Raw genomic sequence first — 23,913 nt, 5'->3', positions numbered from 1 at the left:
CGCTTTGCAAACAAAACGCCAATCTAAAAACAACAAGGAAGAATAATGGCGAAGATATCCAGACAGGCATACGCGAGATGTTTGGTCCCACAGTAGGGGATCGAGTCCGCTTAGCTGACACAGAACTTTGGTTAGAAGTTGAAAAAGATCTCACAGTCTATGGTGACGAAGTTAAATTTGGTGGTGGTAAGGTCATTCGTGACGGGATGGGACAAAGTCAGCGCCCTAGCGCAGAAACGCCTGATCTTGTTATTACCAACGCATTGATTCTTGATTACTGGGGCATTATCAAAGCAGACGTCGCAGTAAAAAACGGGCGTATTCAAGCACTAGGCAAAGCGGGAAACCCAGACATTCAACCTGGTGTTGATATCGTCGTGGGTCCCGGTACCGAAGTGTTAGCGGGAGAAGGTTCAATTTTGACCGCTGGTGGCATTGACTCCCATATTCACTTTATTTGCCCTCAACAAATTGAAGAAGCGTTGGCATCTGGCGTCACGACTATGATTGGCGGCGGCACGGGGCCGAACACAGGCACTAATGCGACAACCTGTACGCCGGGTCCTTGGAACATGCACCGCATGCTTGAATCCTTGGATCAATTTCCAATGAACTTTGGTTTGCTCGGTAAAGGTAATGCTAGCCAACCGGAGGCATTGCGTGAGCAGATCACGGCGGGGGCAGTAGGTCTCAAACTGCATGAAGATTGGGGACAACACCGGCTTCCATTGATACCTGTTTAACCGTTGCCGATGAAATGGATGTGCAGGTTGCCATTCATACCGATACGCTTAACGAATCTGGTTTTGTGGAATCGACACTGGGTGCTATAGGCGACCGCGTCATTCATACCTACACACGGAAGGGGCGGGAGGGGGCACGCTCCAGATATCATCAAAGCCGCTGGTGAATCCAATGTACTGCCATCCTCCACCAACCCAACGAGACCATACACGGTCAACACAGTAGATGAACATCTCGATATGTTGATGGTGTGTCACCATTTATCACCCTCGATTGCGGAAGATGTGGCGTTTGCTGAGTCCCGTATTCGCCGCGAAACCATCGCCGCAGAAGACATCCTCCATGACCTAGGCGCGTTTTCCATGATTGCCTCTGACTCGCAAGCGATGGGACGCGTTGGTGAGGTCATTACCCGTACTTGGCAAACTGCTCACAAGATGAAAGTGCAGCGCGGGAGCCTCAAACAAGATTCAAGTTACAGCGATAACTTCCGTCTCAAGCGCTATGTCGCCAAGTACACCATTAACCCGGCCATTACTCACGGCATGGCACATGAGATTGGCTCGATTGAAGTTGGGAAACTCGCCGATTTAGTGCTCTGGAAACCGGCCTTCTTCGGTGTAAAACCGAGTGTAGTGTTAAAAGGCGGCATGATTGCGATGGCACCGATGGGCGATCCCAATGCATCGATCCCAACACCGCAGCCAGTACATTACCGTTCTATGTTTGGCAGCTATGGTAAAGCATCACAAAACACATCCATGTTGTTCGTATCCCAAGCAGCCGCGGACGCTGATATTGCTTCACAGCTAGGTCTTGGCAGTCTGATTGGTGTCGCCAAGCAGTGCCGAACCATTAGTAAAGCGGATATGAAGCTCAATGATTGGCAACCCAACATCGAGGTGGACTCTCAAACTTATCAAGTCCGCGCGGACGGTGAGTTGCTGGTGTGTGAACCAGCAGAAGTACTGCCAATGGCTCAGCGCTACTTCTTGTTTTAGTGAAGTTTTAGACAGTTTTAGAGGACAACAATAGTGATTGAATTAATAGAAATAACCCAAGAGTTAACGCCACAGCCTCACGCATTTTTAAGTCTGCCAATCGACAGTCGTATCAAGAGCCGCCTCAAGGTCATGCTTGATGATGGTCGTGATGCTGGGCTGTTTCTTCCAAGAGGTCACATTCTACGAGGCGGAGAGCAGCTCAAAAGTAAATGTGGATTGGTCATTGAGGTGAAAGCCGCGCCAGAGCAAGTGTCATCCGTTTATTGCAGTGATCTGCACCTTTTAACGCGCGTTGCCTATCACTTAGGTAACCGTCATGTACCCCTTCAAGTCGAGTTCGGCTGGGTTCGCTATCAGCACGATCATGTGTTGGATGAGATGGTTGAAGGGCTAGGCGCGACAGTCACTTCAGAAATGGCACCATTTGAGCCAGAAGGCGGTGCGTATGGTGGCAAGAGTGGCGGTCACCACCATCACCATTAATTCGCTGCAGCAAATTTAAGACGACATCAAACCGTCTGATTATAAAAAAACAAAATGAAAAGGAAATTTCAATGAAAACAACATTCCTCAAACTCGTAACACTTAGCTCTCTTGTATTCGCACCTATGACGGCTCTGGCTCATCCAGGTCATGAATCTACAGCATTTTCTAGTGGGCTATTGCACCCAGTAACTGGCGTGGATCATCTTATTATGTTAATTGCTTTCGGCCTTTTAGTCGGCTGCTTGAGCGCAACAACAGCTCAGAAAATCGGCTTGGTTGCTGGCGCCCTTATCACTCTAATGTTGGGACTGCTTGTAGGCAGTACATTTGGACTTGTCAGTGGTGTTGAAACCGCGATTGTCGCGTCTCTATTTGTGGTTAGCGCTGCTATTTGGCATGCATTTAGCGCGTCACAGAAGATGGTAATACTTGCGGTCGGACTTTGTATCGGAATGATGTTCTTCCATGGTTACGCACACGGTGTCGAAGCCGAGGGCACTCTGGTCAATTCTCTATGGGTATGGCTGTTGGCGCTTCGGCATTAATGGTTCTGGGCACACAAATTGGCAGCCGAGTCGCATCTCGTTGGATGTCAGTTGGTGTTGCCGCTGCAAGCTCATTGTTTCTATTGGCTGCTTAGCCTATGACATCACGAGCCAGCACCGCTGTTGATAGCGCTTTAGAGCCCAGTAACGACAACGATGTGTCTAGCTATCGGCTATTTCAACTGATTAGTCCTTCTCTCCCTATAGGTGGTTTTACTTATTCTCAAGGACTTGAATGGGCGGTTGAGGCGGGGTGGGTGAAAAACCGCGCTTCGATGGAAGAGTGGCTAGCGAACATGTTGTTTAGCAGTGTCGCCACGTTGGAGCTGCCGATCATTGACCGATTGTATCGAGCGATTCAAACGGGTGACACAGCGACAATACACGATCTTTGCGAGCGGCTTTTTAGTAGCCGAGAAACAAAAGAGCTGCGCGCAGAAGAGAAACAGCGTGGTCTTGCGCTGAACACTCTATTAGGCCGTTTGGATATTCGAGTTGATGGTATCGAACTTGATGACTTTGTACCCAACCAGCTACTTGGTTTATGTGTGGCTGCTGTGCATTGGCACATTGATGTCAAAGAGCTAAAGAAGGGGTACTTGTGGAGCTGGGCTGAGAACTTGGTGATGGCTGGTGTAAAGCTGGTACCGCTTGGGCAAACCGATGGGCAGCTGGCATTGATCCACCTCTCGGATCAGTTTTCAAAAGCACTAGAGATAGAAAAGCAGACGGAAGACTGGATGATTGGCAGCTTCACCCCTTCGGTGTCGATTGCCAGTAGCCTTCACGAAACACAGTACACAAGACTATTCCGCTCTTAGTCTAATGACGAGGCAGCAAATGATGATCTGTCTCTTCAAAGCTAAGGAGCTAAGAGTGACAAAACAAAGGAAGAAATAGAAACATGACAAATACAACGGACAGTTATAAACAGCCACTGCGCATTGGTATTGGTGGCCCAGTAGGCTCGGGTAAAACGGCTTTGCTTGAGGTGTTGTGTAAAGCGATTCGAGATAAGCTCCACATCGCGGTGGTGACGAACGATATTTACACCCAAGAGGATGCAAAAATCCTCACCAGAGCAGAAGCGCTCGAACCGGATCGCATCATAGGTGTTGAGACCGGTGGTTGCCCACATACGGCCATTCGTGAAGATGCCTCGATGAACTTGGCTGCCGTTGAAGAGTTGCTAAACGCCACAAAAACCTCGATGTGGTGTTTGTTGAAAGTGGTGGTGACAACCTGAGTGCGACTTTTAGCCCAGAGCTTGCGGATCTCACTATCTATGTGATTGATGTTGCAGAAGGGGAGAAAATTCCACGTAAAGGTGGCCCTGGTATTACTCGCTCTGACTTGCTGGTTATTAACAAGATAGACCTTGCACCTTATGTGGGGGCGTCATTAGAGGTTATGGAACAAGATACGCAGCGTATGCGACCAACCAAACCATTTGTGTTTACCAACCTCAAAGAGAGCAAAGGTCTCGATACGATCATCGATTTCATCTTAACCGAAGGTATGTTGGAGTTTCATAGTTAAGAATTTTAGGTTTCGCTTCTCAATACGCGGTCAAAGTTACACATAAGTGACGGTTCTGGCTTACACTTTTGCTATAACACGCGACTCGCAGGACCTCTATGTTTCAAGCAAAATTGATGGTTTGGATAACGGCACTGGTGTTTTTGGGTTATGGCGTGCTGTTTTCCCTTTCTCCGAGCACCTTGTTTGAAAGGGTGACAGACAGTGCGCTGTTTTCCTATTCAGCGGCCATTGACGTGAGAGCAACCTACGGCGGCATGATGGCTGCTGTGGGGATCATTCTTGCGCTTTTGGTGCTAAAACAAGAGACACTCAAGCTCTCGGTTATCTCAGCTACTTTGCTGGCTGGGCTGATGGCGGTGACTCGTACAATGGGCATCATCGCAGAATCGCAGCCCAATGATACCATGCAGATCTACTTGATCACTGAGGTGTTTTTCACCCTTTGGGGGCTGTTTATCTTATGGAAATTCCCCAAGCGGCGAATGTACTTTAAGTAGCGAGTTTCGATGCCGGCCTCTAATTTTAGAGGCCGGCATTTTTTGTTCTATCTAACTTGCTCAATACCAGGGTTACAGATAGCTTTATGCGAGTTTAAAGTCGTTACGCGAGTCTAAAATAAGTCAGTTGCTGTTTCAGCTCTTCGGCAGCGACAGCCATTTCTTGGGTTTGTGAGGCAAGCTGAGTACTGGCTTGATTGATCTCACGTGCGGATAAGTGAATGGTGGTGACATTTTCACTCATTTCGTTAGAGACCATACTTTGTTGCTCCGCAGCTGCGGCTATCTGTGCGACCATGTCATTCGCTCCATTGAGGTCATCAACCATGGATTCTAAGGTAGTCTTGGTATCGCTTGCTGCTGACACGCTAGCACTGATGCTGGCGTTGTTTTGCTCCATTACTCCTACCACCTCACTGGTTTTTTCCAGAAGCTCATTGATGGTGGTTTGAACTTGATTAGTAGATTGCTGCGTTCGACTCGCCAAGCTGCGCACTTCGTCCGCGACGACAGCAAATCCACGGCCTTGTTCGCCTGCTCTTGCGGCTTCAATAGCGGCGTTGAGTGCCAGTAGATTGGTTTGTTCGGAGACTTCTTGAATGACTCCCACTACATCACCAATGTTGTCGACACCTAGCTTCAATTCCGCCATCAAATGTGTGCTTTCTTCAATGGCGATGGATATAGCGGAGACTTCTTCAAGAGTAGAATCCATGCTCGCGCTGCTGGTGGTTGCGTGCTGCGCTGCACCACTGGTTTTCTCAGCACTTTGCTCCGCATTGTTGGCCACATCATTGATGGTAGCGGACATCTCATTCATCGCAGTAGAAAGCTGTTCGAGCTGAGCATTTTGTGAGTCTAAGCTTTGCGCCGTCTCTTCACTTGTCGATGCGATACTTTCTGAGAGTCGGCTCGCTGTGTTGGCTGTAAGCGTCGCGGCTGACAACGTGGCACGTATTGTGCTCTGCATGTCACTTAGACCCTGGCTTAACAGCCCAATTTCGTCTTTGCGACTTTGAGATAGATTTGTCATTAAATCGCCATTTGCCATGCGTTTAAGGTCGCTTAACAGTCGCTGGATTGGGTTAACGATGTTGTTGCCAATAACAAAGCTCGCAATCATCAGTATTGAGACACAGCCTAGTGTAAAGACGATCTGCTTGATCACCTGTGCGATAAAGTCTTCTTTGATGTCAGAAACGAACAGCCCTGAGCCTACTATCCAGTCCCACTCTGGAATATGCGCAACATAAGAAATTTTGTCTTTAAGTTCGCCCTGTGGAGACAACCAAGTGTAATCGAGGAACCCCGCACTTTGGGTATTGGCAATCGAGGACATTTCTCGCCAATGATGCTTGCCAGCACCGTCGACGATATTGCTCATATCATTACCGATAGACTCGGATCTGAGGGGATGTAATAGCAGTTTGTTCTGGCTGTTGGTAATCCAAAAGTAGTTTCTCGCATCGTAACGCATTGCATTGAGTGCTTGATTGGCGGCGCGTTGTGCTTGTTCTTGAGTGAGTGTGGGTTGATTGCGGTAATAATTGATAAGGGAAACAGCGGCTTCTACTTGAGCACTTAGTTTACTTTCGCGCTCAGCAAGTTGCTGACTTTGCTGAAGGTAAACATTAAAAATGCCCAATGAGAGCATTAACAGTGCGGAAAGGATGACAAGGAATTGGAGTTTGGTTTTTATACTTATATTGTTGAGCTTCATAACTAGCCTCTATGACATGATGTTCATAAAGGATAATGCTATCGCATCACAGTGTATGGTTTTAGTGCTGTTAGCCTAAAAAGATGCTCCGTACGTATTTGGTAGTAAAAAATGTAGGTGCGATCGAGTTATGAAGGAAAAAATGCGAGAAAGTTATGACTAAAGTGCGCAAAAGGTGAGATACATCAACTAACTAGTTTGATATATCTCGCGAAAATTTATTTGAAAATGCAATGCTTCGCGTAGTCGCTCGCTTCGTTTGCTGTCCAGTCGCCTTTTGGTTTTTCCTGCATATCTTGGCACCATGCTTCGCTGCCAACTTCTGTACATGCGGCCAATGCCATCACGCCGAGCGCAACGAGCACCCAACGACTGAGTAATGTAATCATAATCCGATCCTTTGAGATGTCGTCCGTTTTGTCTGGCGACTATGCCAAGCATGGTGGCTAAAAGCAACTCCTCCTTCAAATAAATGGATTCAATCTCATACCTGAGAGTGATGGTTTTGTTGTTAAAAGCTGATACTTGATAACAAAAAAAGCCTCAAATATTAAATAATGATTAAATGTTGCTCTGGTAATCGTACGGAAATTAATTTTGGTTAAGTTTCTGCCGCAAGTTAAGGGCTGTTAAGTTTGTTTTAATGGCAAATATATAGAATGATATGTTTATTAATAGTAAAGAAATTCATCCATACGGTAAAATGACTTCTTTTTATAAATTTCTTGTTTTATATATCTGTCGCCTTAATATCAAAAATATTAATATGATTTTGCGGCCTGTTTGCTGCGCTGTATTTAGGGAATGGAATGTTGTTCAAGTTTAGGAAAAAAAGCAGAGACACTGATCAGTCGATGAGTGAAGACGTGGTAAAGGTTATTAATCTTGATGTGGCTTCGCTGTCGTCGTTTGAATCATTGGAACTGCTTTTTAATGGAAGCAAGCCAGCGTTGGGAATTGGATTTGTCCCCCATGGTCACGATCTCAGTCATATTCACCGCTTGCTAAGCAAGGTCGTCGATGGGCCACTAATTTTGACCTCAACCGCAGGTGAGCTTTCTTCCAGTCATGACAATCTCTATCTTGCGACGGGTCAAACGCAAACTATGGTGTTGCAGGTTTTCTCTCGAGAATTGATCAGTGATGTTGATACTCATACGGTACCGCTACCTTGTGAGGATATTCAACGTGGTTCGAGCCAAGCTCAGCCTTCTTCTCGAGTACAAGAGATTGAAAAGCAACTTGAAAATATTCGATTGGCTTTTCCGCTTGATCCCACCGATTGCTTTTCAATGACACTCGTCAATGGCTTAACAAACAGTGAAAACTGGTTGATGGAAGCGGTCTATCAATCGGGTAGGTTTCCGATCCCGTTTGTTGGTGGTACCTCAGCGGGCAGTCTCAATTTCGATAGTGCACCGTTTCATGATGGCACATCAGTACGTCACCAACATGCGTTGCTCTGTTTTATCAAGCTCAATCCTTCTTATCAGTTTCAACTGTTCAAAACACAAAACTTTGAACCGGCAGGGCGATCTTGGCTTATTGGAGATGCCAACCCGTCCCTTCGTTATGTCAAAGGGGTTTTGTCGCCATCAACAATGAAAATAAACAGTTTTCTCGATGAACTAGCGAGCCATTTCCGTTGTAGCGTACAACAAGTAGAGCAACGATTAACGGACTTTACCTTTGCGGTAAAAGTGAAGGGAGAATATTTTGTTCGCTCGGTAGCCAGTATCAATATTTCTGAAGGTAAAGTGCATTTCTACTGTGACACGCCTTTAGGGACTGAGCTGCACTTAATGCGTAAAACGCCATTTGTAGAGCAGACAGATAGAGATTTTGTTCGTCAGCTGGTTAATGAAGACAAATTGGTTGGCGGTATATTGTTTGATTGTATCTTAAGGCGATTAAATAACAGCCAAGATCTGAATAAACTCAGTAATTTTTCCGAACTACCGGTAGCGGGTTTCTCTACCTTTGGAGAGCTCTTTGGCGTGAATATTAATGAAACATTGAGCGCTATCTTCTTTAGCCGACGCAGTGAAGGTTTAGAGCAAGCACATGGCCAATTCGTGGCTGATTATGCCTCTTATGCTAATTACTTCTCACAACTCAAGTTGCGTTCAAATGAGCTGATGATGCGTATTCAAGACCGCTCGCTGACTGACTCTATTGAAGCCATGAGCGTCGCGCATAAGTCCAGTGAACTGACTCAAAACTCAATCAGCTACATTGACCATATTGGTAATAACTCATCTGCCTTGTCTGCCGACACCAATCAGTTTAGTGGCACGGTTCGCTCATTGGAAAGCGAGGTCTTTGCTTTGCAGCAAAATATTAGCTCCGTGGAAAAAGAAGCCGAGAGTCTGCGAAGTGTGCTATCGATCATTGATAAGATTGCAGAGCAAACTAACTTGCTGGCTCTGAATGCCAGCATCGAAGCCGCGAGGGCAGGTGAGTACGGTCGTGGTTTCGCAGTGGTGGCCGATGAAGTACGCAATCTGGCGAAAAGCACCCAGCAGTCGCTCGATAACTCTCGCACCAGCGTTAATGCCTTGTTTGAACAGATGGACACCATCGCTGACGTGGTTAAAACTGTCGGCGAGCACATGCACGATGCAACAGCGAGAACCGAGTCGATAGCGACGGCAATCCAAGACATCGACAACTTGGCGCGCGATACCAATCGGCTACTGGAAAATAGCCACAATATCGCCACCGAGCTGCAAAGCATGGAGGCGAAGGCGCAGCAGCATCAGCAAGATGTAGAAACCATTCGCAGTCAGGTGAGCTAAGCGCTACTTCAATTAAGCTAGCAGAAGATGATTTTTGCTAGCTTTTCAATTGACGATAAAAACGCAACTCAAAAAGAAACTAGACGACTGGTCTAGTTGTGTGTCATGATGCCTGCCATGAATGCAAAGACCAATGAAACCCGCCAACACATTTTGGATGTCGGGTACGAACTGATTTTATCAAAAGGCTTTACGGCGGTTGGGTTGTCTGAACTTCTTAAGACAGCGGATGTGCCAAAAGGCTCGTTTTACCACTACTTCAAATCCAAAGAGCATTTTGGTGAAGTGTTGATAATCAATTATTTTGAAGGCTACTTAGAGCGATTAAACAACTTTTTGTCTGATAACCAGTTAAGTGGCTATGAGCGTTTAATGGGCTATTTTGCCCGTTGGCTGGATGTCGAAAATGGTCGCTGCAATGCTCATAAGTGCTTAGTAGTGAAGCTTGGTGCTGAGGTGTCAGACTTGTCAGAGCCAATGCGATCAGCTCTGCACAGAGGAGCGCAGCAGATTGTGAGCAGCATAGCTGACTGCATTGAGCAAGGTATTGCTGATGGCTCAATAGTCAAACAAGATAGCCTTAGCACAGCGAGCATTGTTTATCAGCAATGGCTCGGAGCGAGTTTAGTCAGCAAACTCAGTCAAAATACGCAACAACTGGAACTAGCTCTAGCAGCAACACAGGCACTGCTTAAGCGATAAACAAAAACACCTGCATAAATTCTGTCTATGCTAAGGCAACAGAAAGCAGGTTTTTTTAGAAATGATCACTAGACGACTGGTCTAATATAGAAAAGGGAACCCCTATGTCACAGAACAACAGAAGAATTGTTTTAGCCTCTCGCCCTGTCGGCGCACCGACACAAGAAAATTTTCGCCTAGAGCAAGTTGATATTCCACAGCCTCAGGAAGGCGAAATGCTGCTCAAGGCCATCTACCTTTCATTGGATCCATACATGCGTGGCCGAATGAGCGATAGCGAGTCATACGCAGAACCGGTAGCGATTGATGAAGTGATGGTGGGTGCAACCGTATGTCGTGTAGAGCAATCTAACCATGCTCAGTTCGAACAAGGTGAATGGGTGCTTGCTTACACTGGGTGGCAAGATTACGGGATTTCAAACGGTGAAGGCCTAGTTAAACTAGGTAAAACGCCGACGAACGCGTCATATGCGCTGGGCATCATGGGTATGCCTGGCTTTACGGCTTACATGGGTCTGTTAGATATTGGCGCACCAAAAGCGGGTGATACCGTGGTAGTCGCCGCAGCAACAGGCCCGGTAGGCGCAACCGTAGGTCAAATTGCGAAGCTAAAAGGCTGTAAAGTCGTAGGCGTTGCAGGTGGTGAAGAGAAATGTCGCCACGCAGTTGATGTACTGGGTTTTGATGTTTGTCTTGACCATAAAGCCGATGACTTTGCCGCTCAACTTGCCAATGCATGTGATCAAGGGATCGATGTTTACTTTGAAAACGTCGGTGGCAAGGTATTTGATGCAGTAATGCCACTTCTCAACACTGGCGCACGTATCCCAGTATGTGGACTTATCTCTCAGTACAACGCAACAAACTTACCTGAAGGCCCAGATCGCATGTCTGCACTGGTTGCAACACTGCTTATCAAGCGCATCAAGATGCAAGGCTTTATTATCTTTGACGACTACGCCCACCGCTATGATGAGTTTGCCGCGCAAATGAGTCAGTGGCTAATGGAAGGCAAGATGCAGTACAAAGAGCACTTAGTGAAAGGAATGGATCAGACGGTGGATTCGTTTATTGGTCTGCTAGAAGGCAAAAACTTCGGTAAGCTGGTGATTCAGCTTAATGAAGTGGACTAGGCTTTTGTAGGTTTGATTGGGAAGCGCTCAACTTGGTTGGGCGCTTTTTTGTTGAGATGGGAATATCATGCGTAATGTTCCCTGTGGCTACTACCAATAGAGCTAAGGTATATTGACGCTGATGAGATTACTTCGCTTGGTCGTTAAAGGTACGACAGAGTCGCTTGGTGATCACAAAAATATGGAGCGATTCCTAACAAGCTTTTGGACAGATCAGTGTTAGCCATCAAGCCTTACCATCAGACTGCATCACAATAGTGCAACAGCTTACCCTTATGGGCGTGCTGCACCGCTCGCTGACTAATGATGTAAAGCAGGCCAAAGTAGAAAAATGAGACTTCGTAAACGCCGTATAGTAAAGGGATGGGTTAACCTTACAATTTATTATTCCATGCGTGTTTAGTGATCAACGGAGTTCTTGCATGAAGAATGGTCCAATCATTGTATCTCCCGAAAGCAACGTTCAGAGACTTCAACGAGTCGAGTTGCAGGCAACAGGCATCTACGATGAGAAATGGTTACAGCAACTTGTTTTTGCTAACGCTGACCTATTACCCTTTTATGAGATTGATGCTGACTATGCTGGTGCGGTACCAGTGTGTATGGAGCTTGTCACTAAGTCGGGTCGAGTGGACTGCATCTATGTGACGCCAACGGGCCGATTGGTCATCACGGAAACCAAACTCTATCGAAACCCTCAATCTCGTCGAGAAGTTATTGGCAGATACTCGATTACGCTAAAGACTTGATGAATTGGAGCTACGATGAACTTGATACTAAGGTTTGTGCAGTTAATGGTGGTCTATCGCTTTTTGAATTGGTTGAGGCGGATGGCCATGAAGTATTAGAAGCCTCATTCATTGATATGGTTCAGCGAAACCTCTCAAAAGGCCGTTTCTTATTATTGGTAGTAGGCGATGGTATTCGAGAGGGAGCTTTTGAGATAAAGGACTTTCTTAATAACTATGCATCAATGGAGTTTTCCTTTGCCATGGTTGAGTTGCAGATCTTCCACATGTCAGGCGAACAACTACTCGTGAATCCTCAAGTGATGCATAAAACTGAAATTATTGAGCGCCGAGTGATTTCGATTAATCAGGTAAGTAGTGACATTACTGAGAAACTGGAATCCACCAATGAGCAAAATGAATCAGCCACAAATAAAAGTTCTAGCCAATCCTATGAGTATTGGAGTGCATTGCTTGATTATCTTGAGCTTGAAGATACTAGCGTTAGGTTACCAACCCCTTCGACTCAGGGGCACTTATGGTTCGAGTTACCACCAAGGGCGTACAATAGTTGGATAACAACCTACCGCGCTAAACCCAATGAGGTGGGTGTCTTTGTGAAATTCAGAAATGATGCACTTGGGCAATACTTGTTTGAGTATCTGTCTGATAGGCGGGAATCATTGATGCCACTATTGCCGGAGGGTGCTCAATTTGTACCAGATAAGCTAAAAGTCTCGCTACCCGCAATCACTCTTGACTGGCAGAATGAAGAGTCATGGAAGGAAGCGTTTGATTTCTACCAGTTGCGTTTAAATCAAATCTATCCCGTCATTAAACCTTTGCTGCTGCAAGCGCTAGAAGCGTATGAAAATTAACGGCGTTTAAAACCATAAAGCGTCCAAAACATAAAAGCATAAGGTGATAGTTCTCCGACTTACTAAGCACTACATATATAAGGAAAAGTAAGTCAAACTACCTTACTGTGGTTTTTGAGGTTGAGCGTCGCTGGCACACAATGGGGCATTTCTGCGCTACGTTCCCCGTCAGCACCTCTGGCAAAATAGTCTACGTCTGTTCGTTTATAACATGCCTCAAGTGGCCGTCATCCTAACAAAAAGTGAGGATCTCCGATCACGTGTAGATAACTGAAAACCTTAGACTAAGTCACGTAAATCAGCTTCGCGACGCGCTGAATGAGATCCCCTTTTTCAAGGGGATGACTGTAATTTTTGGGGATGGTGTAAACACAAAACGGAGCAAGTTCGTTTTGACTCCCCAATAATCAACTCATTACCAAAATTCAGGCTTATCAAACGCAGCCACACAGCTTGAGCTTCCACTAATCGGCTCCAACGCCTCTGTCGTCAGCGATTGTGCGAGCCAGCCATGGGGATAGCTAAGCTTGTGAGGAGCCGCAAACTGCTCAATGGTAATGGGTTCAAACCCGACTCGGCCATAGAAGTTTGGGTCGCCGTAAGTGAACGCAAGGGATACGCCTTTTGCTGTCATTGTATTTAGACCAAACTTGATCAACTTTTGACCGACACCTTGACCTTGGTAATCGGTATGTACTGCAACCGGCGCCAACAAAAATGCGGTTTTATCTGACTCAAAGTTGAGCCGAGTAAAGTAAATCGCGCCCGCCAAAGTGTCGTTATCCATTGCTGCAAACACGACGATATCGTCACTGTTGGTTGTTTCGATGAGGTCTCTTGCAAGCTGACCAATGGCTTTACCTTCTTCTATGCCTTCTGAGTCACCAAATGTTTTTGCGAATAGGGCTTCTAGCATCTCTGCTTTGGGTTGGTGTAACTGTAAGTAGTTCATTTCTATTGCTCTGTTATTCATGATGGTAAGGAACTTAAACTGTAAAGCAGTAGACAGGTCAAGTGTGAAGTCCATAAAGAATCAAAATTGTATTTCTGTGTAAGATTCTACTCATTACGTCTGACGGACGGTCTTTCTGGTCTTGAGCTATCCACCGCTGTACCAGTAACTTCAACTTAAGTTTTGCTAGGAAAAAGATAATGCACATTGTCGCCTCTAACAGCGTTCGATATCGTTCACTGTTGCTTAAAGCACTATTGAAACGACCGCAACGAGGATCGCTGTCGCAATCATCAGTCAATGCGATGCTGTCCAACTCATCCTTTACGATTGATGAAAATGCGCTAAGTCGTTACTGTAAACTCTTTGGTTTTGATGAATCGCGCGTACCTGCCACCTATTTGTTTGTGGCAACGCAGAGTGAGTTACTACAACTTTTCGTTCACCCAGACACGCCAATCCGTCCATTGGGTTTAGTGCATACGTTTGTTGAGTTTGAACTGATTGAGAAGCTAGAAGTAGGGAAGAGTTATCAATTTACAGTAACGCTTGAAATGAAAGAGAAAACGGAGAGAGGTCAACGGTTTGAGACACTTGGAGAGTTCTCTTTGGATGGAAAAACGCTAGCGCGTTATCGCAGCGGATATTTGATGCCAATAAAAAATTCAAAACCAAAACGGGGTGGCGCAGTTTTGGTCGATGATATATCCGTCTATCAACATCAATCCAATCTGCAGACATCAAAAGCGAGTACTAGCGCCTATGCGAGCGTGTCGGGTGATTATAATCCGATTCATCTAAGTGGTTTTATGGCGAAACTTTTTGGATTCAAGGCGCCTATTGTTCATGGGATGGATATGGCTGGGAGGCTATTGAGTATTGCTAGCAGACAAGTTAGCAATAACCAGGAAATAAACCAGTGCTATTTTAGCTTCAAACGCCCAATATTTGTCTCGCAAATGTTGGACGTTGTTAGTGATGGCAGTCAGGTTTTGCTGGTAAATGCAGAGGGCAAAAACGTGTGTAATGATGAGTGCTTCGCAGAGCATTAGTTAGGCTTTGACAGCAGTTTCTGGTTTAACCACTCAGCACTGCTCGTCGATTGCCCATCGCAGACCACCTGATACGCTCTACCGGTAAACCAGCTTTTGGATGCCACTTCATCAATAAATATTTGAGTGGAAGTGACATCGTCTTTGGCGTAATCCCACTTTCGGCGCAGGTGCGCCGCTGCCTCTTGGCCATTATGCTCATCACCATTGCGAATAAAGGTGCAAGGGGAGCTGTTCATTTGCTCGATGAGGTAGAGTACATCGCTTTCTGTGCTTGCCAGCGCACTTTGGCTGGCAAGAGTTAGAACTAAAGCGGTCATCGGCAGCGTTCTCATTGCTGCCACCATTTGGTGACTGGCATCGGATTCGCAATATCGACCTTTGGCCGATTTCTGGTGAAACCATGGTTACACCGCGTGCTTCGCTGATTTCTAGTGCTCTATTCATAGGCTCGTACCAATCGTGCATAGCAAGATCGAAGGTGCTGTTGTGGATTGGCATCATGACTTTACCTTTTACATCTATGTGTGCTTGCACGCTTTGCTCTGGGAACATGTGGATCTGTGACCAGAGTTCATTGTATGCGCCGGTTTCGATCATCGTAAAGTCAAACGGGCCGTATTTTTCGCCAATTTCTGCAAAACCACCAAAGTAGCCAGAATCGCCACTAAAGAATACCTTGGACTCTTTACTGTCAATGATCCAACTGCCCCAAAGCGTTGAGTCTCTATCGGTAAGACCACGACCAGAGAAGTGCTGTGTTGGCGCAAGTGTATACTCAATACCATTTACGCTGTGCGATTCCCACCAAGCCAGTTCGGTGACTTTCTCTGAAGGCACTCCCCATTTGATGAGGTAATCACCCACTTTTAACGGCACGATGAAGTGATCAACTTTATCTGCGAGCGCCTTTACGGACGCTTTATCTAGATGATCGTAGTGATCGTGGCTGATAACCACGACATCGATATGGGGTAGTGCGTCCAAAGTAATTGGTGTTTGGTGAAAACGCTTTGGCCCTGCCCACTGTACAGGTGATGCGCGGTCACTGAATACTGGATCGGTCATGACCAATTGACCATCGAGCTTCATGATGACGCTAGAGTGTCCAAGGCGATAAACCACGTCGCTTTTCTCATTGACCAACTGCTCAGCTGTGATTGTGTGCACTGGCAACTCAAAAGTGGGTGTTGGCTCAGCGCGCTCGGTTGTGAAATAGGATTTCATTACATCAACCATGTCACCAAAGCTCGATTTGTATTCCATTTCTGTGTTGACGTACTTGTCTGGGTAACGCTCAGGATCTTTTTCGGTGTTAGTGCAAGCAGCAAGTGAGGCAATACTCATAGATAGAACTCCCAATGTCGCGAATAGTGACTTTTTCATAGTGATGAACTCATTTCGTGGGCTAGTGCCCATCTCTCAATTAAAGTAAACTGACCAGTGCAGTTTACTTTCTTGTGGTGAAAAGTAAACTGATTAGTGTAAAATAATCGAAGAAATTTTCGTCCATCTGGTTAACGTAATGATTGAAAAGAAAAAAACACGAAGCGAGCTAAAGCGAGAAGCAATCATTAATGCTGCTAAAGAAGCGTTTAATGAATTTGGCGTGCAAAATACCAGCATGGATAAGCTGGCAGCAATGGCGGGTGTGTCTAAGCGAACTGTCTACAATCATTTTGAATCAAAAGAAGAGCTAGTGATATTGCTGCTATCTGAATTGTGGAAGCAATCTATGGCAGATGTGGACTTGAATCCTCTTAAATCGAAAACTGTAGAGCAGCAGTTGCAATATCTGCTCGAACATGAAATCCGAATTCTAAACCAAGCGTCGTACATTGATTTAGCCAAGGTGGCGTTTGGTCATTATTTCTACCGCCCGGAAGAGCTTCAGCAGCAAGCTGCGCAAATGTCCAAGCAAGAAACCGCACTGTACAAATGGCTGGAACAACAACATGCCGATAAAGTGATGGTTATTGATGATATTGAGACGGCGAGCATTCAGTTGCACAGTCTTATCAAAGGTAGCTGTTTTTGGCCACAGCTGATGGGGTTGAGTCAGACTCTTACTGAAGAAGGTATCACCCAACTGTCGCAATCAACCGCTGATCTATTTTTGGCTCGTTATATGGCGCGTTAGTTTAAGCTCTCCAGTTCACGGGGTAGCATGTTGTCCGCATGCTACTCACAGAAATGCCCTAACTCTTGCACCAAAAGCTGTGTTGCTTTGGAGTAGATATGACGCTCTTCTGATCCCACTAACTGCACTAGCAGAACTTTATTTGAGGCCAAACATTGGCGAAGCACACGCAGCACCATATTGATGTCCAGTTTGTGTTTCTCGCTGCTAGAGTTGTGTTTTGAAATCGAGGGAAGGTCGATAGTTAGCAGCAACTTGTCGCAGTGACTAATAAAACGAGCGAGTTGCTCTTTGACCATAGTACGACTGCGGTAATTCACTTCATCGGCAAGCAGCCAGTTACAGCCCATATCCTCTGCATATTCAAGTTGCTTTTTGTCGCAACGATTGCGATCAATACCGACATGAAATGCACGGCATTCATTAAAGCGGTTTAGGGCGAAATGGAGCATAGACCCCATGGTCAAATCCAAACACTGATCCATGAGTAAATGCGCGTTGATATTAATAAAGCCCACATCTTCTTGATCAATGATAAGGCTTGGCAGAACCTCGAGTAGCGTTTCATGGCAGTTGGTGATCACCAGTGGCATTGCCCCAACAGTCAACTGTTCAATTAGCTTGTCGTTGAAGCTTAAATTGGTTGCTGGATTCTCGAAATACGTCGCCTTGGTATGAGCGACCTTGAGGGCAGGGAAGTGTCCAATGTTTCTCATTAGATGAGAATTGTGCTGCGCACTCAGCCAGTCGTAGGCGGTATCGAGTAAAGATTCAGCGTCTTCAACTTGAGCGTTGTTAAGAGGTTTAATCGTTTCACAAACGGTCAGTATCGACAGTTTGTTTTCCAGGGCAGGATGATAGCGACGTTTCCATAACTGTTTGAAGACGCTGAGCATGATGAATTACCTTTCTGGTGGCAGCGCTCTGGCCGCTTGTAATACATGTAGAATAAATCTGTCCTTGTTTGCCTCTACGCGGTGGGCAGGGGCCATAATGGAAACCGCACCGATCAGCTTTGTGCCTTTTGTCACTGGAGCACTGATACCGGTTACGCCAGGGTCAAACTCGGAAGTACTGATAGCAAAGCCTTGACGACGGATCTGTTCTAACTCGCTTTGCCATATTTCAGCATTCGCTTCTTCGCCAAAGTGACGAAGGATTTTTTCGCGGCGAGCCTCTGGTAAATAAGCAACATCACTTTCGAAGACGCGCCTCGAAGTAAAGGCTGACTTTGGCCACGAACATAACTGCAACGAAGCGCCTGTGCACTTTCTTGTAAGCTAACACAGAGTGCTCTGTAGCCCACTGGCACCATGTAGGCGGCCATTTCACCCGTCTGTTTTTGTAAACGGAACAAGATGCTTTCAATCGTTTCCAGGTTGTGTGGACTCGATTGGTAGCTGTGCATTAGCAATAGTGCGGCCGGACCAACAATCAGTGTTTTATCGTGAGCGCTCTCTTCAATGAGGTTCCATTCTTTGAGCAGTTTGATATGTCGATACAAACTACTCAAAGGAACACCGAGTTGCTGGCTTAATGCCTTGGCAGAGACGGGCTCATCCGATACGGCAACTTGCATGAGCAGTTGCAATGGCTTTTCGTTGACCTGAGTCGAGGGTTGCTGTGCGTTTCCCATAATTGGTTATCTATCATCAATAAGGACTACGCAATTTATATTCCTGTCAGATAAGAAAGGGAACAAAATTCAGCGACACCTTTCTCACCAGATGATAAATACGCAAATTCTGACATCTAATGAATCTTGCGATGCATCAATGCAATCGGATGAATATCTAATTAGAGTGTGAATAGTTTTTAGGGAGAGATGGAAAATGAAATTTGTTTGTGGAACCTGTCGCCAATTTCAAAGAGATAAGGAGAATGACAAGACTATCTGCAGCGCTTGGGGAAACCCGACGTCAATGAAGCGTGATGGTTGTCAGTTTTGGATGCCTAAGAGTGAGCGGCTGTATCCGACTGGGGAAGCCAATTTGCAGGAATAAGAAAACGCCCAACGTCGAGGGAGATGCTGGGCGTTTGTTTAACAAGCGCTTATTTGATTAGAATTTGTAAGAAGCGCCAAGGTACACAGAACCCACTGAGAATGTGTATGTTCTTGGGTCACCAAGATCTACATTGAAAGCATCCGCTTCATAGGCTAAACGCATTGCTAGACCTTCCACCATCTGTGGTGCATATTCTAGGCCTAGGCCATAGCGGAAACCAGTTGCTGAATCACTTTGTTTTTGGTCGCCCTCTTTAAATTCCATGCTGACGCGAGACAGACCTAGCGTAGCGAATGGGCGGAGACCATTGTCGAAGCTGTAGCCTAGGTTTGCTGCGAGGGAGAAGGCACTTGGGGTCATCTTAAAATCGTTAGCACCTTTAGGAGATAACTCACCATAGTTTGTGTAACCACCTTCCAAAGCAACGATACGGTTGAATTGGTAACCACCGTACACACGAAGAGAGCGGGCACCGTCAATAGTTGGAAGACCAGAAATGTCACTTGTTTCTAGCTTGCTTTCAGTAAGGCCAAAGCCACCACCAATGTAGAAACCAGGCTCTGTAGAGTTAGCCCATGCGCCAGTTGCCATTAGTGCAGAAACTGCAAATACCACTGATTTTTTCATTCTGATACCTCAAAAGATTTTTTAGAGTGTTTGATTGTCGCGGCGTAATGTAAGGGATCTTTGCGGGGAACTCTGTGCTAGAAGTGTCGTGAAATGTGGTGGAAATGTCACAGAACTGTTTGCGACGAACATCAAGAAATGACAATTAAATACGCAAACGTTTACTTGAATATTATTGAGTTGTATCACACTTTTTTGGAACGTCAGGGTGGTTTTGTAGTACGTTTATCAGTATAACTGCCAACGATTACGACTAGAGAGGTAACGATGAATTATAAACAACTGCCAAAAATCGACCTTCACTGCCACCTAGATGGAAGTGTACGCCCAGAAACTATTATCGAGTTGGCGGAGCAACAGAACATCGATTTGCCTAGTAAGGATGTCAAGGTTATTCGCGACATGATGATCGCTCCAGAGACCTGTCCTAACCTCATTGAATACCTAAAGCGTTTCGATTTGCCTCTGTCTGTCATGCAAACTAAAGAAGCACTAGAACGTATCGCTTTTGAAGTGTATGAAGACGCAGCGCTTGAAAACGTGACGTATATGGAAGTGCGATTTGGACCACTTCTGCATCGTGAGAAAGGTTTGAATGTTGAGGAAATCATCGGCACAGTCGTTGCAGGCATGCAGCGTGCTGAAAAGGTGCATGGTATTAAAGGCAATATCATTTTGTCGCTACTGCGTCATATGCCAACCGATGAGATCAACGATGTGATTGATGTTGGTTCGCAATATGTAGGCAAAGGTGTGGCGGCATTTGACCTTGCTGGTGGTGAAGAGCTGGGCTTCTGCGAGAAGTTCATTCCATTTGCTCAATATGCTAAGGAAAAAGGTCTCAATGTCACCATCCATGCTGGCGAGCAGGGTGAAGGTCAGAACGTCTATGATGCGATTACAATGCTGGGTGCGGAGCGAGTGGGGCATGGTATCCATATTGCGACCCATCAAGCGGCATTTGATTTAGTCCACGATAAGCAAGTTGCGCTGGAAACGTGCCCAAGTAGTAACGTTCAGACCAAGGCAGTAGACAGTATGGATGTTCACCCGATTGAAGACTTTAGACAGCGTGGCATTCCGGTAACCATTAACACAGACAACAGAACGGTTTCCAACACCACCATGACAAAAGAAGTACAAAAAGTGATGGAACAGTTTAAACTGAGCGAAGAAGACTATATGCACATCTATCGCAATAGTGTGAATGCTGCATTTACGGATGATGCGACAAAAGCAGAGTTGCTTGTGACCGCTAAGTAGCAGCGCATCTGTCATCAGAGTGAAAGTCTAATAGTGAAGCCCTAGCAGAGATGCTGGGGCTTTTGCCAATGATTAACTTGGCCGTGCTACGGAGATAATTTCATTAATCAGCGCGTAGTTATTGCCGCCTAATCTTGATAATGGGTTGACTTTCAAACCATCGACGACAAGCCTCTCTTGTTGAGTATCGATCACGCTGTCATCAATGAACACTTGCTCAATTTTGGCAATCACTAAGTGCTGCGGCGTCTCACCCATTTCTATCACTTCATGCAGTGAGCAGCCAAAAGCTATCGGGCACTGTGAAACTCTTGGTAGTGAAAAGCCGTCAAAATTGGTCAATGCCACGTCGCTTGCCTCAACCTCCGATTCGCCATGCTCGAGGGTTGCGGACGTTTGAGTCATGACTTCAGCACTGTCGGCATTCGCTATATGAATCACGAGCCGTTTGTTTTTTATCGCGTTTACTGCGCTGTCCTTGAGCGTGCCATCGGGCTTTTTGCCAATCGAAATCATTAATAATGGTGGGTTGCTTGAAACCGGCGCAAAATAGGAAAACGGCGCCAAGTTGAAATTGTCCTGAGAGGATTCGGTAAGAACCCACGCTATCGGGCGAGGGATGACGGTCTGCGTCATTAAATGATAGATAGCGTTGGGGGATAACTCATCGAGGTTGAGCTGCATACTGACTTCTCCGTGTCGTCATTTTTAGTATGTCAAAACAGTATCATATTCAATTGACCGTGTGGAGATCCGAAGCGTCCTAGACTACACCTATAGAGTCAGCATAGATAAGGAACCCCCATGATGATCCGACTAGGTACGCTGCTCGCTGCTCTGGTAGTGACGTTCTCGTCACAAGCGGAATGGATGCTCGATAGGAGCAATTCGACACTTAAGTTTGTCTCTACTAAAAGTAACAGTGTAAGTGAAATACATCACTTTGAAGCGATGACAGGCACGATCAGTGACGATGGCAAAGCAACACTGGTTATCGATTTGTCCAGTGTTGAAACCAACATACCCATTCGCAATGAGAGAATGCAAACCATGCTATTTAACGTTGCTGATTTTGCTAAAGCAACGATTACCACTGTGGTTGATATGAGTGAACTGGACAATGCCGATATTGGCGGCATTTATAGCATCATCAATGATGTCACTGTGGATTTGCACGGTAAGCAGAAAACCTATCCTGCAAAACTGACGGTAATGAAAATGAGTGACGACAAGGTGGTGATTGTCGCAACCGATCCTTTGATCGTGAATGCCGCGGATTTTGGTTTGGAGCAGGGCATAGAAAAACTACGTGAAGTGGCGGGGCTACCCGCTATTGCGACGTCAGTACCGCTGACGTTTGTGTTGGTCTATAACCAGAAATAACTAAATAAAAAACGCTGCGCAATAGCGCAGCGTTTTTTGAATTTTCCAAGCTGTAATCTGCTTACACTCTAAAGTAAGCCAATTTTTGCGTTAGCTCGTCGGAAGCTTGAGCCATTGATTGTGACTGCTGCGCCAAACTTTGGCTCGCTTGTCTGATCTCGCTAATCGATAAGTGCACGACGCTAACGTTTTCATTCACGTCATTGGCAACGGTGCCTTGCTGCTCAGCCGCCGCCGCGATTTGCGTCACCATATCGTAAGTATCGTTGAGTTTGGCTACTGCCGTATCCAGTTTTTCTTGTGTTTGCGAAGCCAAATCCACACTCTCAGACACCTTTGTTTGGTTCGCCGCCATGACTGACAATACACTGTCTGTGCGTTCATTGAGCTGGTCAATGGTGGTTTGTACTTGCGCGGTAGACTCTTGAGTGCGGCTAGCCAGGTTTCGAACCTCATCGGCAACCACGGCAAACCCGCGCCCTTGTTCACCAGCGCGCGCTGCTTCAATCGCTGCGTTGAGGGCAAGAAGGTTGGTTTGCTCTGAAACTTCGTGAATCACGTTTACCACAGAGCTAATGTCGCTGACACCTTGTTTCAGCGCTTCCATAAGTTGGTGGGTGCTGGTGATGTCATCGGAAATACCGGCGATGTTATTCAACGTATAGCCCATACTGCGACTGCCTTCAGCGGCAAAGTTTTTGCTCTCTTCTGTGGTTGCAGCAGTGCGCTCTGAATTACTCGCGACGTCTTGAATGGTTGAGGACATTTCATTCATTGCCGTCGCCAGTTGTTCAAGTTGCTGGCTTTGAGAGTCAATACTAGTGGAAGTTTCTTCACTCGCTGCAGCAATGCTGCTAGATAGCTGGCCAGAGTAATCTGCCGATGATTTTGCCGCGGTGATGGTATCTTTAAGTGCTGAGATCATGCGAGCAAGCTCATTGCTTAAGTAACCTAACTCATCCTTACGGTCGCTCGACATATTCACCGTTAGATCGCCATCAGCGACTCGGTGGACGCGCTGTACTAGGTGTTCAATTGGTTTAACGACATTCCGAGCAATGTAGACGCTCATAATAACTAATACGATGGCGGCAAGGGTATCGACAATGAGATCTTTAATTAGCTGGCTTTGGAATGCTTTGTCGATATCTGCAGTTTGAACACCTGAACCGATAATCCAGTCCCACTCGGGAATGTAACTAACGAAGGAGATTTTTTGAGACTCTTCGCCGTCACTACCAATCCAGTAATAAGTAACAAAGCCACTACCTTGTTTGGTCGCAACTGCGCTCATTTCCTGCCAGAAATAGTTCCCACGAGAATCTTTTAGATTACTGGCCTTAGTGCCGTTTAGTTGTGGGTTAGTCGGGTGCATGACCACTTTTTCATCGGAAGTTGCGATAAAGAAGTAATTGTTACCATCGTAGCGCAGCGCTTCAATGGCTTTCGCAGCTGCCTGCTTTGCTTGCTCTTCCCCCATGGAAGCACTGAGCTTTTGATAGTGACTTGCTAAGGTGTACGCCACTTCGACATTCGAGCGTACCCGGTCTTTGCGCTGATCGTAGCTTGAGTTTTTTTGAATGATAAGATTATAAGTACCCAATGAGAATAAAATGAGTACGGCAAAGCCGACAAGAGCCTGCAATTTCGCTCTGATCGACAAATTATTCAGTTTCACAAAAATATTCCTCTTTACCTTTTGAATGCAGCAAG

General features: G+C 46.0%; 20 protein-coding genes and 5 pseudogenes. 15 read left to right on the top strand and 10 right to left on the bottom strand.

What is annotated here, in order from left to right; translation table 11 throughout:
- Window positions 1-45: 45 nt before the first annotated feature.
- From ureC to TZ48_RS11650, 6 genes and pseudogenes are all read left to right on the top strand, one after another.
- A pseudogene (ureC, locus tag TZ48_RS11675) lies at window positions 46-1,745 on the top strand (urease subunit alpha).
- A gap of 33 nt (window positions 1,746-1,778) precedes the next feature.
- Window positions 1,779-2,231 (top strand): urease accessory protein UreE, encoded by a 453-nt coding sequence (gene ureE, locus TZ48_RS11670; RefSeq protein ID WP_112479270.1) that lies wholly within the window; start codon window positions 1,779-1,781, stop codon window positions 2,229-2,231.
- A gap of 71 nt (window positions 2,232-2,302) precedes the next feature.
- A pseudogene (locus tag TZ48_RS11665) lies at window positions 2,303-2,874 on the top strand (HupE/UreJ family protein).
- A gap of 3 nt (window positions 2,875-2,877) precedes the next feature.
- Window positions 2,878-3,600: an urease accessory protein UreF gene (locus tag TZ48_RS11660; RefSeq protein ID WP_112479269.1), complete on the top strand. Its 723-nt coding sequence runs from the start codon at window positions 2,878-2,880 to the stop codon at window positions 3,598-3,600.
- Window positions 3,601-3,683: 83 nt separating this feature from the next.
- A pseudogene (ureG, locus tag TZ48_RS11655) lies at window positions 3,684-4,318 on the top strand (urease accessory protein UreG).
- A 98-nt stretch (window positions 4,319-4,416) separates the two neighbouring features.
- Window positions 4,417-4,818: a DUF4345 family protein gene (locus tag TZ48_RS11650; protein ID WP_112479268.1), complete on the top strand. Its 402-nt coding sequence runs from the start codon at window positions 4,417-4,419 to the stop codon at window positions 4,816-4,818.
- A 103-nt stretch (window positions 4,819-4,921) separates the two neighbouring features.
- On the opposite strand, the gene TZ48_RS11645 is transcribed toward TZ48_RS11650, so the two are convergent.
- Complete coding sequence (locus tag TZ48_RS11645) at window positions 4,922-6,538, bottom strand: methyl-accepting chemotaxis protein (RefSeq protein ID WP_112479267.1); 1,617 nt, start codon at window positions 6,536-6,538, stop codon at window positions 4,922-4,924.
- A gap of 218 nt (window positions 6,539-6,756) precedes the next feature.
- Window positions 6,757-6,882, bottom strand: a complete 126-nt coding sequence (locus TZ48_RS11640) for a DUF3012 domain-containing protein (RefSeq protein ID WP_081941396.1) — start codon at window positions 6,880-6,882, stop codon at window positions 6,757-6,759.
- A gap of 522 nt (window positions 6,883-7,404) precedes the next feature.
- Between TZ48_RS11640 and TZ48_RS11635 the strand changes: the two genes are divergently transcribed.
- From TZ48_RS11635 to TZ48_RS11620, 5 genes are all read left to right on the top strand, one after another.
- Complete coding sequence (locus TZ48_RS11635; protein WP_239670809.1) at window positions 7,405-9,336, top strand: methyl-accepting chemotaxis protein; 1,932 nt, start codon at window positions 7,405-7,407, stop codon at window positions 9,334-9,336.
- Window positions 9,337-9,453: 117 nt separating this feature from the next.
- Window positions 9,454-10,038 carry a TetR/AcrR family transcriptional regulator gene (locus tag TZ48_RS11630; protein ID WP_112479356.1) on the top strand — a complete coding sequence of 195 codons (585 nt, stop codon included), beginning with the start codon at window positions 9,454-9,456 and terminating at the stop codon, window positions 10,036-10,038.
- A 104-nt stretch (window positions 10,039-10,142) separates the two neighbouring features.
- Entirely contained in the window at window positions 10,143-11,171 is a 1,029-nt protein-coding gene (locus TZ48_RS11625; RefSeq protein ID WP_112479265.1) for an NADP-dependent oxidoreductase, read from the top strand.
- 422 nt (window positions 11,172-11,593) lie between these two features.
- Complete coding sequence (locus tag TZ48_RS25010; protein WP_239670808.1) at window positions 11,594-11,920, top strand: hypothetical protein; 327 nt, start codon at window positions 11,594-11,596, stop codon at window positions 11,918-11,920.
- On the top strand, window positions 11,920-12,777 hold the full coding sequence (locus TZ48_RS11620; RefSeq protein WP_239670807.1) for a hypothetical protein: 858 nt from the start codon (window positions 11,920-11,922) through the stop codon (window positions 12,775-12,777). The genes TZ48_RS25010 and TZ48_RS11620 overlap by 1 nt, the downstream gene beginning before the upstream one ends.
- Before the next feature lie 415 nt (window positions 12,778-13,192).
- Here the strand turns inward: TZ48_RS11620 and TZ48_RS11615 are convergent, their stop codons facing one another.
- Window positions 13,193-13,729, bottom strand: coding sequence for a GNAT family N-acetyltransferase (locus TZ48_RS11615; protein ID WP_112479355.1), 537 nt, complete (start codon window positions 13,727-13,729; stop codon window positions 13,193-13,195).
- A gap of 200 nt (window positions 13,730-13,929) precedes the next feature.
- Between TZ48_RS11615 and TZ48_RS11610 the strand changes: the two genes are divergently transcribed.
- On the top strand, window positions 13,930-14,781 hold the full coding sequence (locus TZ48_RS11610) for a MaoC family dehydratase (RefSeq protein WP_112479264.1): 852 nt from the start codon (window positions 13,930-13,932) through the stop codon (window positions 14,779-14,781).
- Here the strand turns inward: TZ48_RS11610 and TZ48_RS11605 are convergent.
- Window positions 14,778-15,020, bottom strand: a complete 243-nt coding sequence (locus tag TZ48_RS11605; RefSeq protein ID WP_420822937.1) for a DUF5329 family protein — start codon at window positions 15,018-15,020, stop codon at window positions 14,778-14,780. The two genes, TZ48_RS11610 and TZ48_RS11605, sit on opposite strands and share 4 nt — an antisense overlap.
- A 92-nt stretch (window positions 15,021-15,112) precedes the next feature.
- Window positions 15,113-16,128 (bottom strand): annotated as a pseudogene (locus TZ48_RS11600) (MBL fold metallo-hydrolase).
- 178 nt (window positions 16,129-16,306) lie between these two features.
- Here TZ48_RS11600 and TZ48_RS11595 point away from each other — a divergent pair.
- Window positions 16,307-16,921: a TetR/AcrR family transcriptional regulator gene (locus TZ48_RS11595; protein ID WP_112479262.1), complete on the top strand. Its 615-nt coding sequence runs from the start codon at window positions 16,307-16,309 to the stop codon at window positions 16,919-16,921.
- Between the two features lie 41 nt (window positions 16,922-16,962).
- Here the strand turns inward: TZ48_RS11595 and TZ48_RS11590 are convergent, their stop codons facing one another.
- The 3 genes and pseudogenes from TZ48_RS11590 to TZ48_RS11580 all read right to left on the bottom strand — a co-directional run bounded on the left by TZ48_RS11590 (window position 16,963) and on the right by TZ48_RS11580 (window position 19,554).
- Complete coding sequence (locus TZ48_RS11590) at window positions 16,963-17,817, bottom strand: arginase family protein (RefSeq protein ID WP_112479261.1); 855 nt, start codon at window positions 17,815-17,817, stop codon at window positions 16,963-16,965.
- A gap of 6 nt (window positions 17,818-17,823) precedes the next feature.
- Window positions 17,824-18,557 (bottom strand): annotated as a pseudogene (locus TZ48_RS11585) (IclR family transcriptional regulator).
- Between the two features lie 424 nt (window positions 18,558-18,981).
- A complete protein-coding gene (locus TZ48_RS11580; protein ID WP_112479260.1) occupies window positions 18,982-19,554 on the bottom strand; it encodes a porin family protein in 573 nt (190 codons plus the stop codon).
- A 267-nt stretch (window positions 19,555-19,821) separates the two neighbouring features.
- Here TZ48_RS11580 and add point away from each other — a divergent pair, with 267 nt between their 5' ends.
- On the top strand, window positions 19,822-20,817 hold the full coding sequence (gene add, locus TZ48_RS11575) for an adenosine deaminase (RefSeq protein ID WP_112479259.1): 996 nt from the start codon (window positions 19,822-19,824) through the stop codon (window positions 20,815-20,817).
- 72 nt (window positions 20,818-20,889) lie between these two features.
- Here add and TZ48_RS11570 read toward each other — a convergent pair whose 3' ends face one another.
- The gene (locus tag TZ48_RS11570) at window positions 20,890-21,501 is read right to left on the bottom strand and encodes a flavin reductase family protein (RefSeq protein ID WP_112479258.1); all 612 of its coding nucleotides are present in this window, start codon (window positions 21,499-21,501) and stop codon (window positions 20,890-20,892) included.
- Between the two features lie 120 nt (window positions 21,502-21,621).
- Between TZ48_RS11570 and TZ48_RS11565 the strand changes: the two genes are divergently transcribed.
- A complete protein-coding gene (locus tag TZ48_RS11565; RefSeq protein WP_112479257.1) occupies window positions 21,622-22,200 on the top strand; it encodes a YceI family protein in 579 nt (192 codons plus the stop codon).
- A 61-nt stretch (window positions 22,201-22,261) separates the two neighbouring features.
- Here the strand turns inward: TZ48_RS11565 and TZ48_RS11560 are convergent, their stop codons facing one another.
- On the bottom strand, window positions 22,262-23,878 hold the full coding sequence (locus TZ48_RS11560; protein ID WP_112479256.1) for a methyl-accepting chemotaxis protein: 1,617 nt from the start codon (window positions 23,876-23,878) through the stop codon (window positions 22,262-22,264).
- Window positions 23,879-23,913: the final 35 nt, after the last annotated feature.

Source organism: Vibrio variabilis, from assembly GCF_003263785.1.
Taxonomy (GTDB): domain Bacteria; phylum Pseudomonadota; class Gammaproteobacteria; order Enterobacterales; family Vibrionaceae; genus Vibrio; species Vibrio variabilis.
This window is presented reverse-complemented; position numbering and strand designations above follow the sequence as displayed.

Bases quoted from the DNA above. Each gene is read 5' to 3' on its own strand.
- TZ48_RS11620 (WP_239670807.1), top strand. From the start codon at position 11,920: ATGAATTGGAGCTACGATGAACTTGATACTAAGGTTTGTGCAGTTAAT.
- TZ48_RS11595 (WP_112479262.1), top strand. From the start codon at position 16,307: ATGATTGAAAAGAAAAAAACACGAAGCGAGCTAAAGCGAGAAGCAATC.
- TZ48_RS11650 (WP_112479268.1), top strand. From the start codon at position 4,417: ATGTTTCAAGCAAAATTGATGGTTTGGATAACGGCACTGGTGTTTTTG.
- TZ48_RS11660 (WP_112479269.1), top strand. From the start codon at position 2,878: ATGACATCACGAGCCAGCACCGCTGTTGATAGCGCTTTAGAGCCCAGT.
- TZ48_RS11645 (WP_112479267.1), bottom strand. From the start codon at position 6,538: ATGAAGCTCAACAATATAAGTATAAAAACCAAACTCCAATTCCTTGTC.
- TZ48_RS11565 (WP_112479257.1), top strand. From the start codon at position 21,622: ATGATGATCCGACTAGGTACGCTGCTCGCTGCTCTGGTAGTGACGTTC.
- TZ48_RS11570 (WP_112479258.1), bottom strand. From the start codon at position 21,501: ATGCAGCTCAACCTCGATGAGTTATCCCCCAACGCTATCTATCATTTA.
- TZ48_RS11640 (WP_081941396.1), bottom strand. From the start codon at position 6,882: ATGGCATTGGCCGCATGTACAGAAGTTGGCAGCGAAGCATGGTGCCAA.
- TZ48_RS11590 (WP_112479261.1), bottom strand. From the start codon at position 17,817: ATGCTCAGCGTCTTCAAACAGTTATGGAAACGTCGCTATCATCCTGCC.
- TZ48_RS11580 (WP_112479260.1), bottom strand. From the start codon at position 19,554: ATGAAAAAATCAGTGGTATTTGCAGTTTCTGCACTAATGGCAACTGGC.
- TZ48_RS11630 (WP_112479356.1), top strand. From the start codon at position 9,454: ATGAATGCAAAGACCAATGAAACCCGCCAACACATTTTGGATGTCGGG.
- TZ48_RS11610 (WP_112479264.1), top strand. From the start codon at position 13,930: ATGCACATTGTCGCCTCTAACAGCGTTCGATATCGTTCACTGTTGCTT.
- TZ48_RS11605 (WP_420822937.1), bottom strand. From the start codon at position 15,020: ATGAACAGCTCCCCTTGCACCTTTATTCGCAATGGTGATGAGCATAAT.
- TZ48_RS11615 (WP_112479355.1), bottom strand. From the start codon at position 13,729: ATGAACTACTTACAGTTACACCAACCCAAAGCAGAGATGCTAGAAGCC.
- TZ48_RS11625 (WP_112479265.1), top strand. From the start codon at position 10,143: ATGTCACAGAACAACAGAAGAATTGTTTTAGCCTCTCGCCCTGTCGGC.
- TZ48_RS25010 (WP_239670808.1), top strand. From the start codon at position 11,594: ATGAAGAATGGTCCAATCATTGTATCTCCCGAAAGCAACGTTCAGAGA.
- add (WP_112479259.1), top strand. From the start codon at position 19,822: ATGAATTATAAACAACTGCCAAAAATCGACCTTCACTGCCACCTAGAT.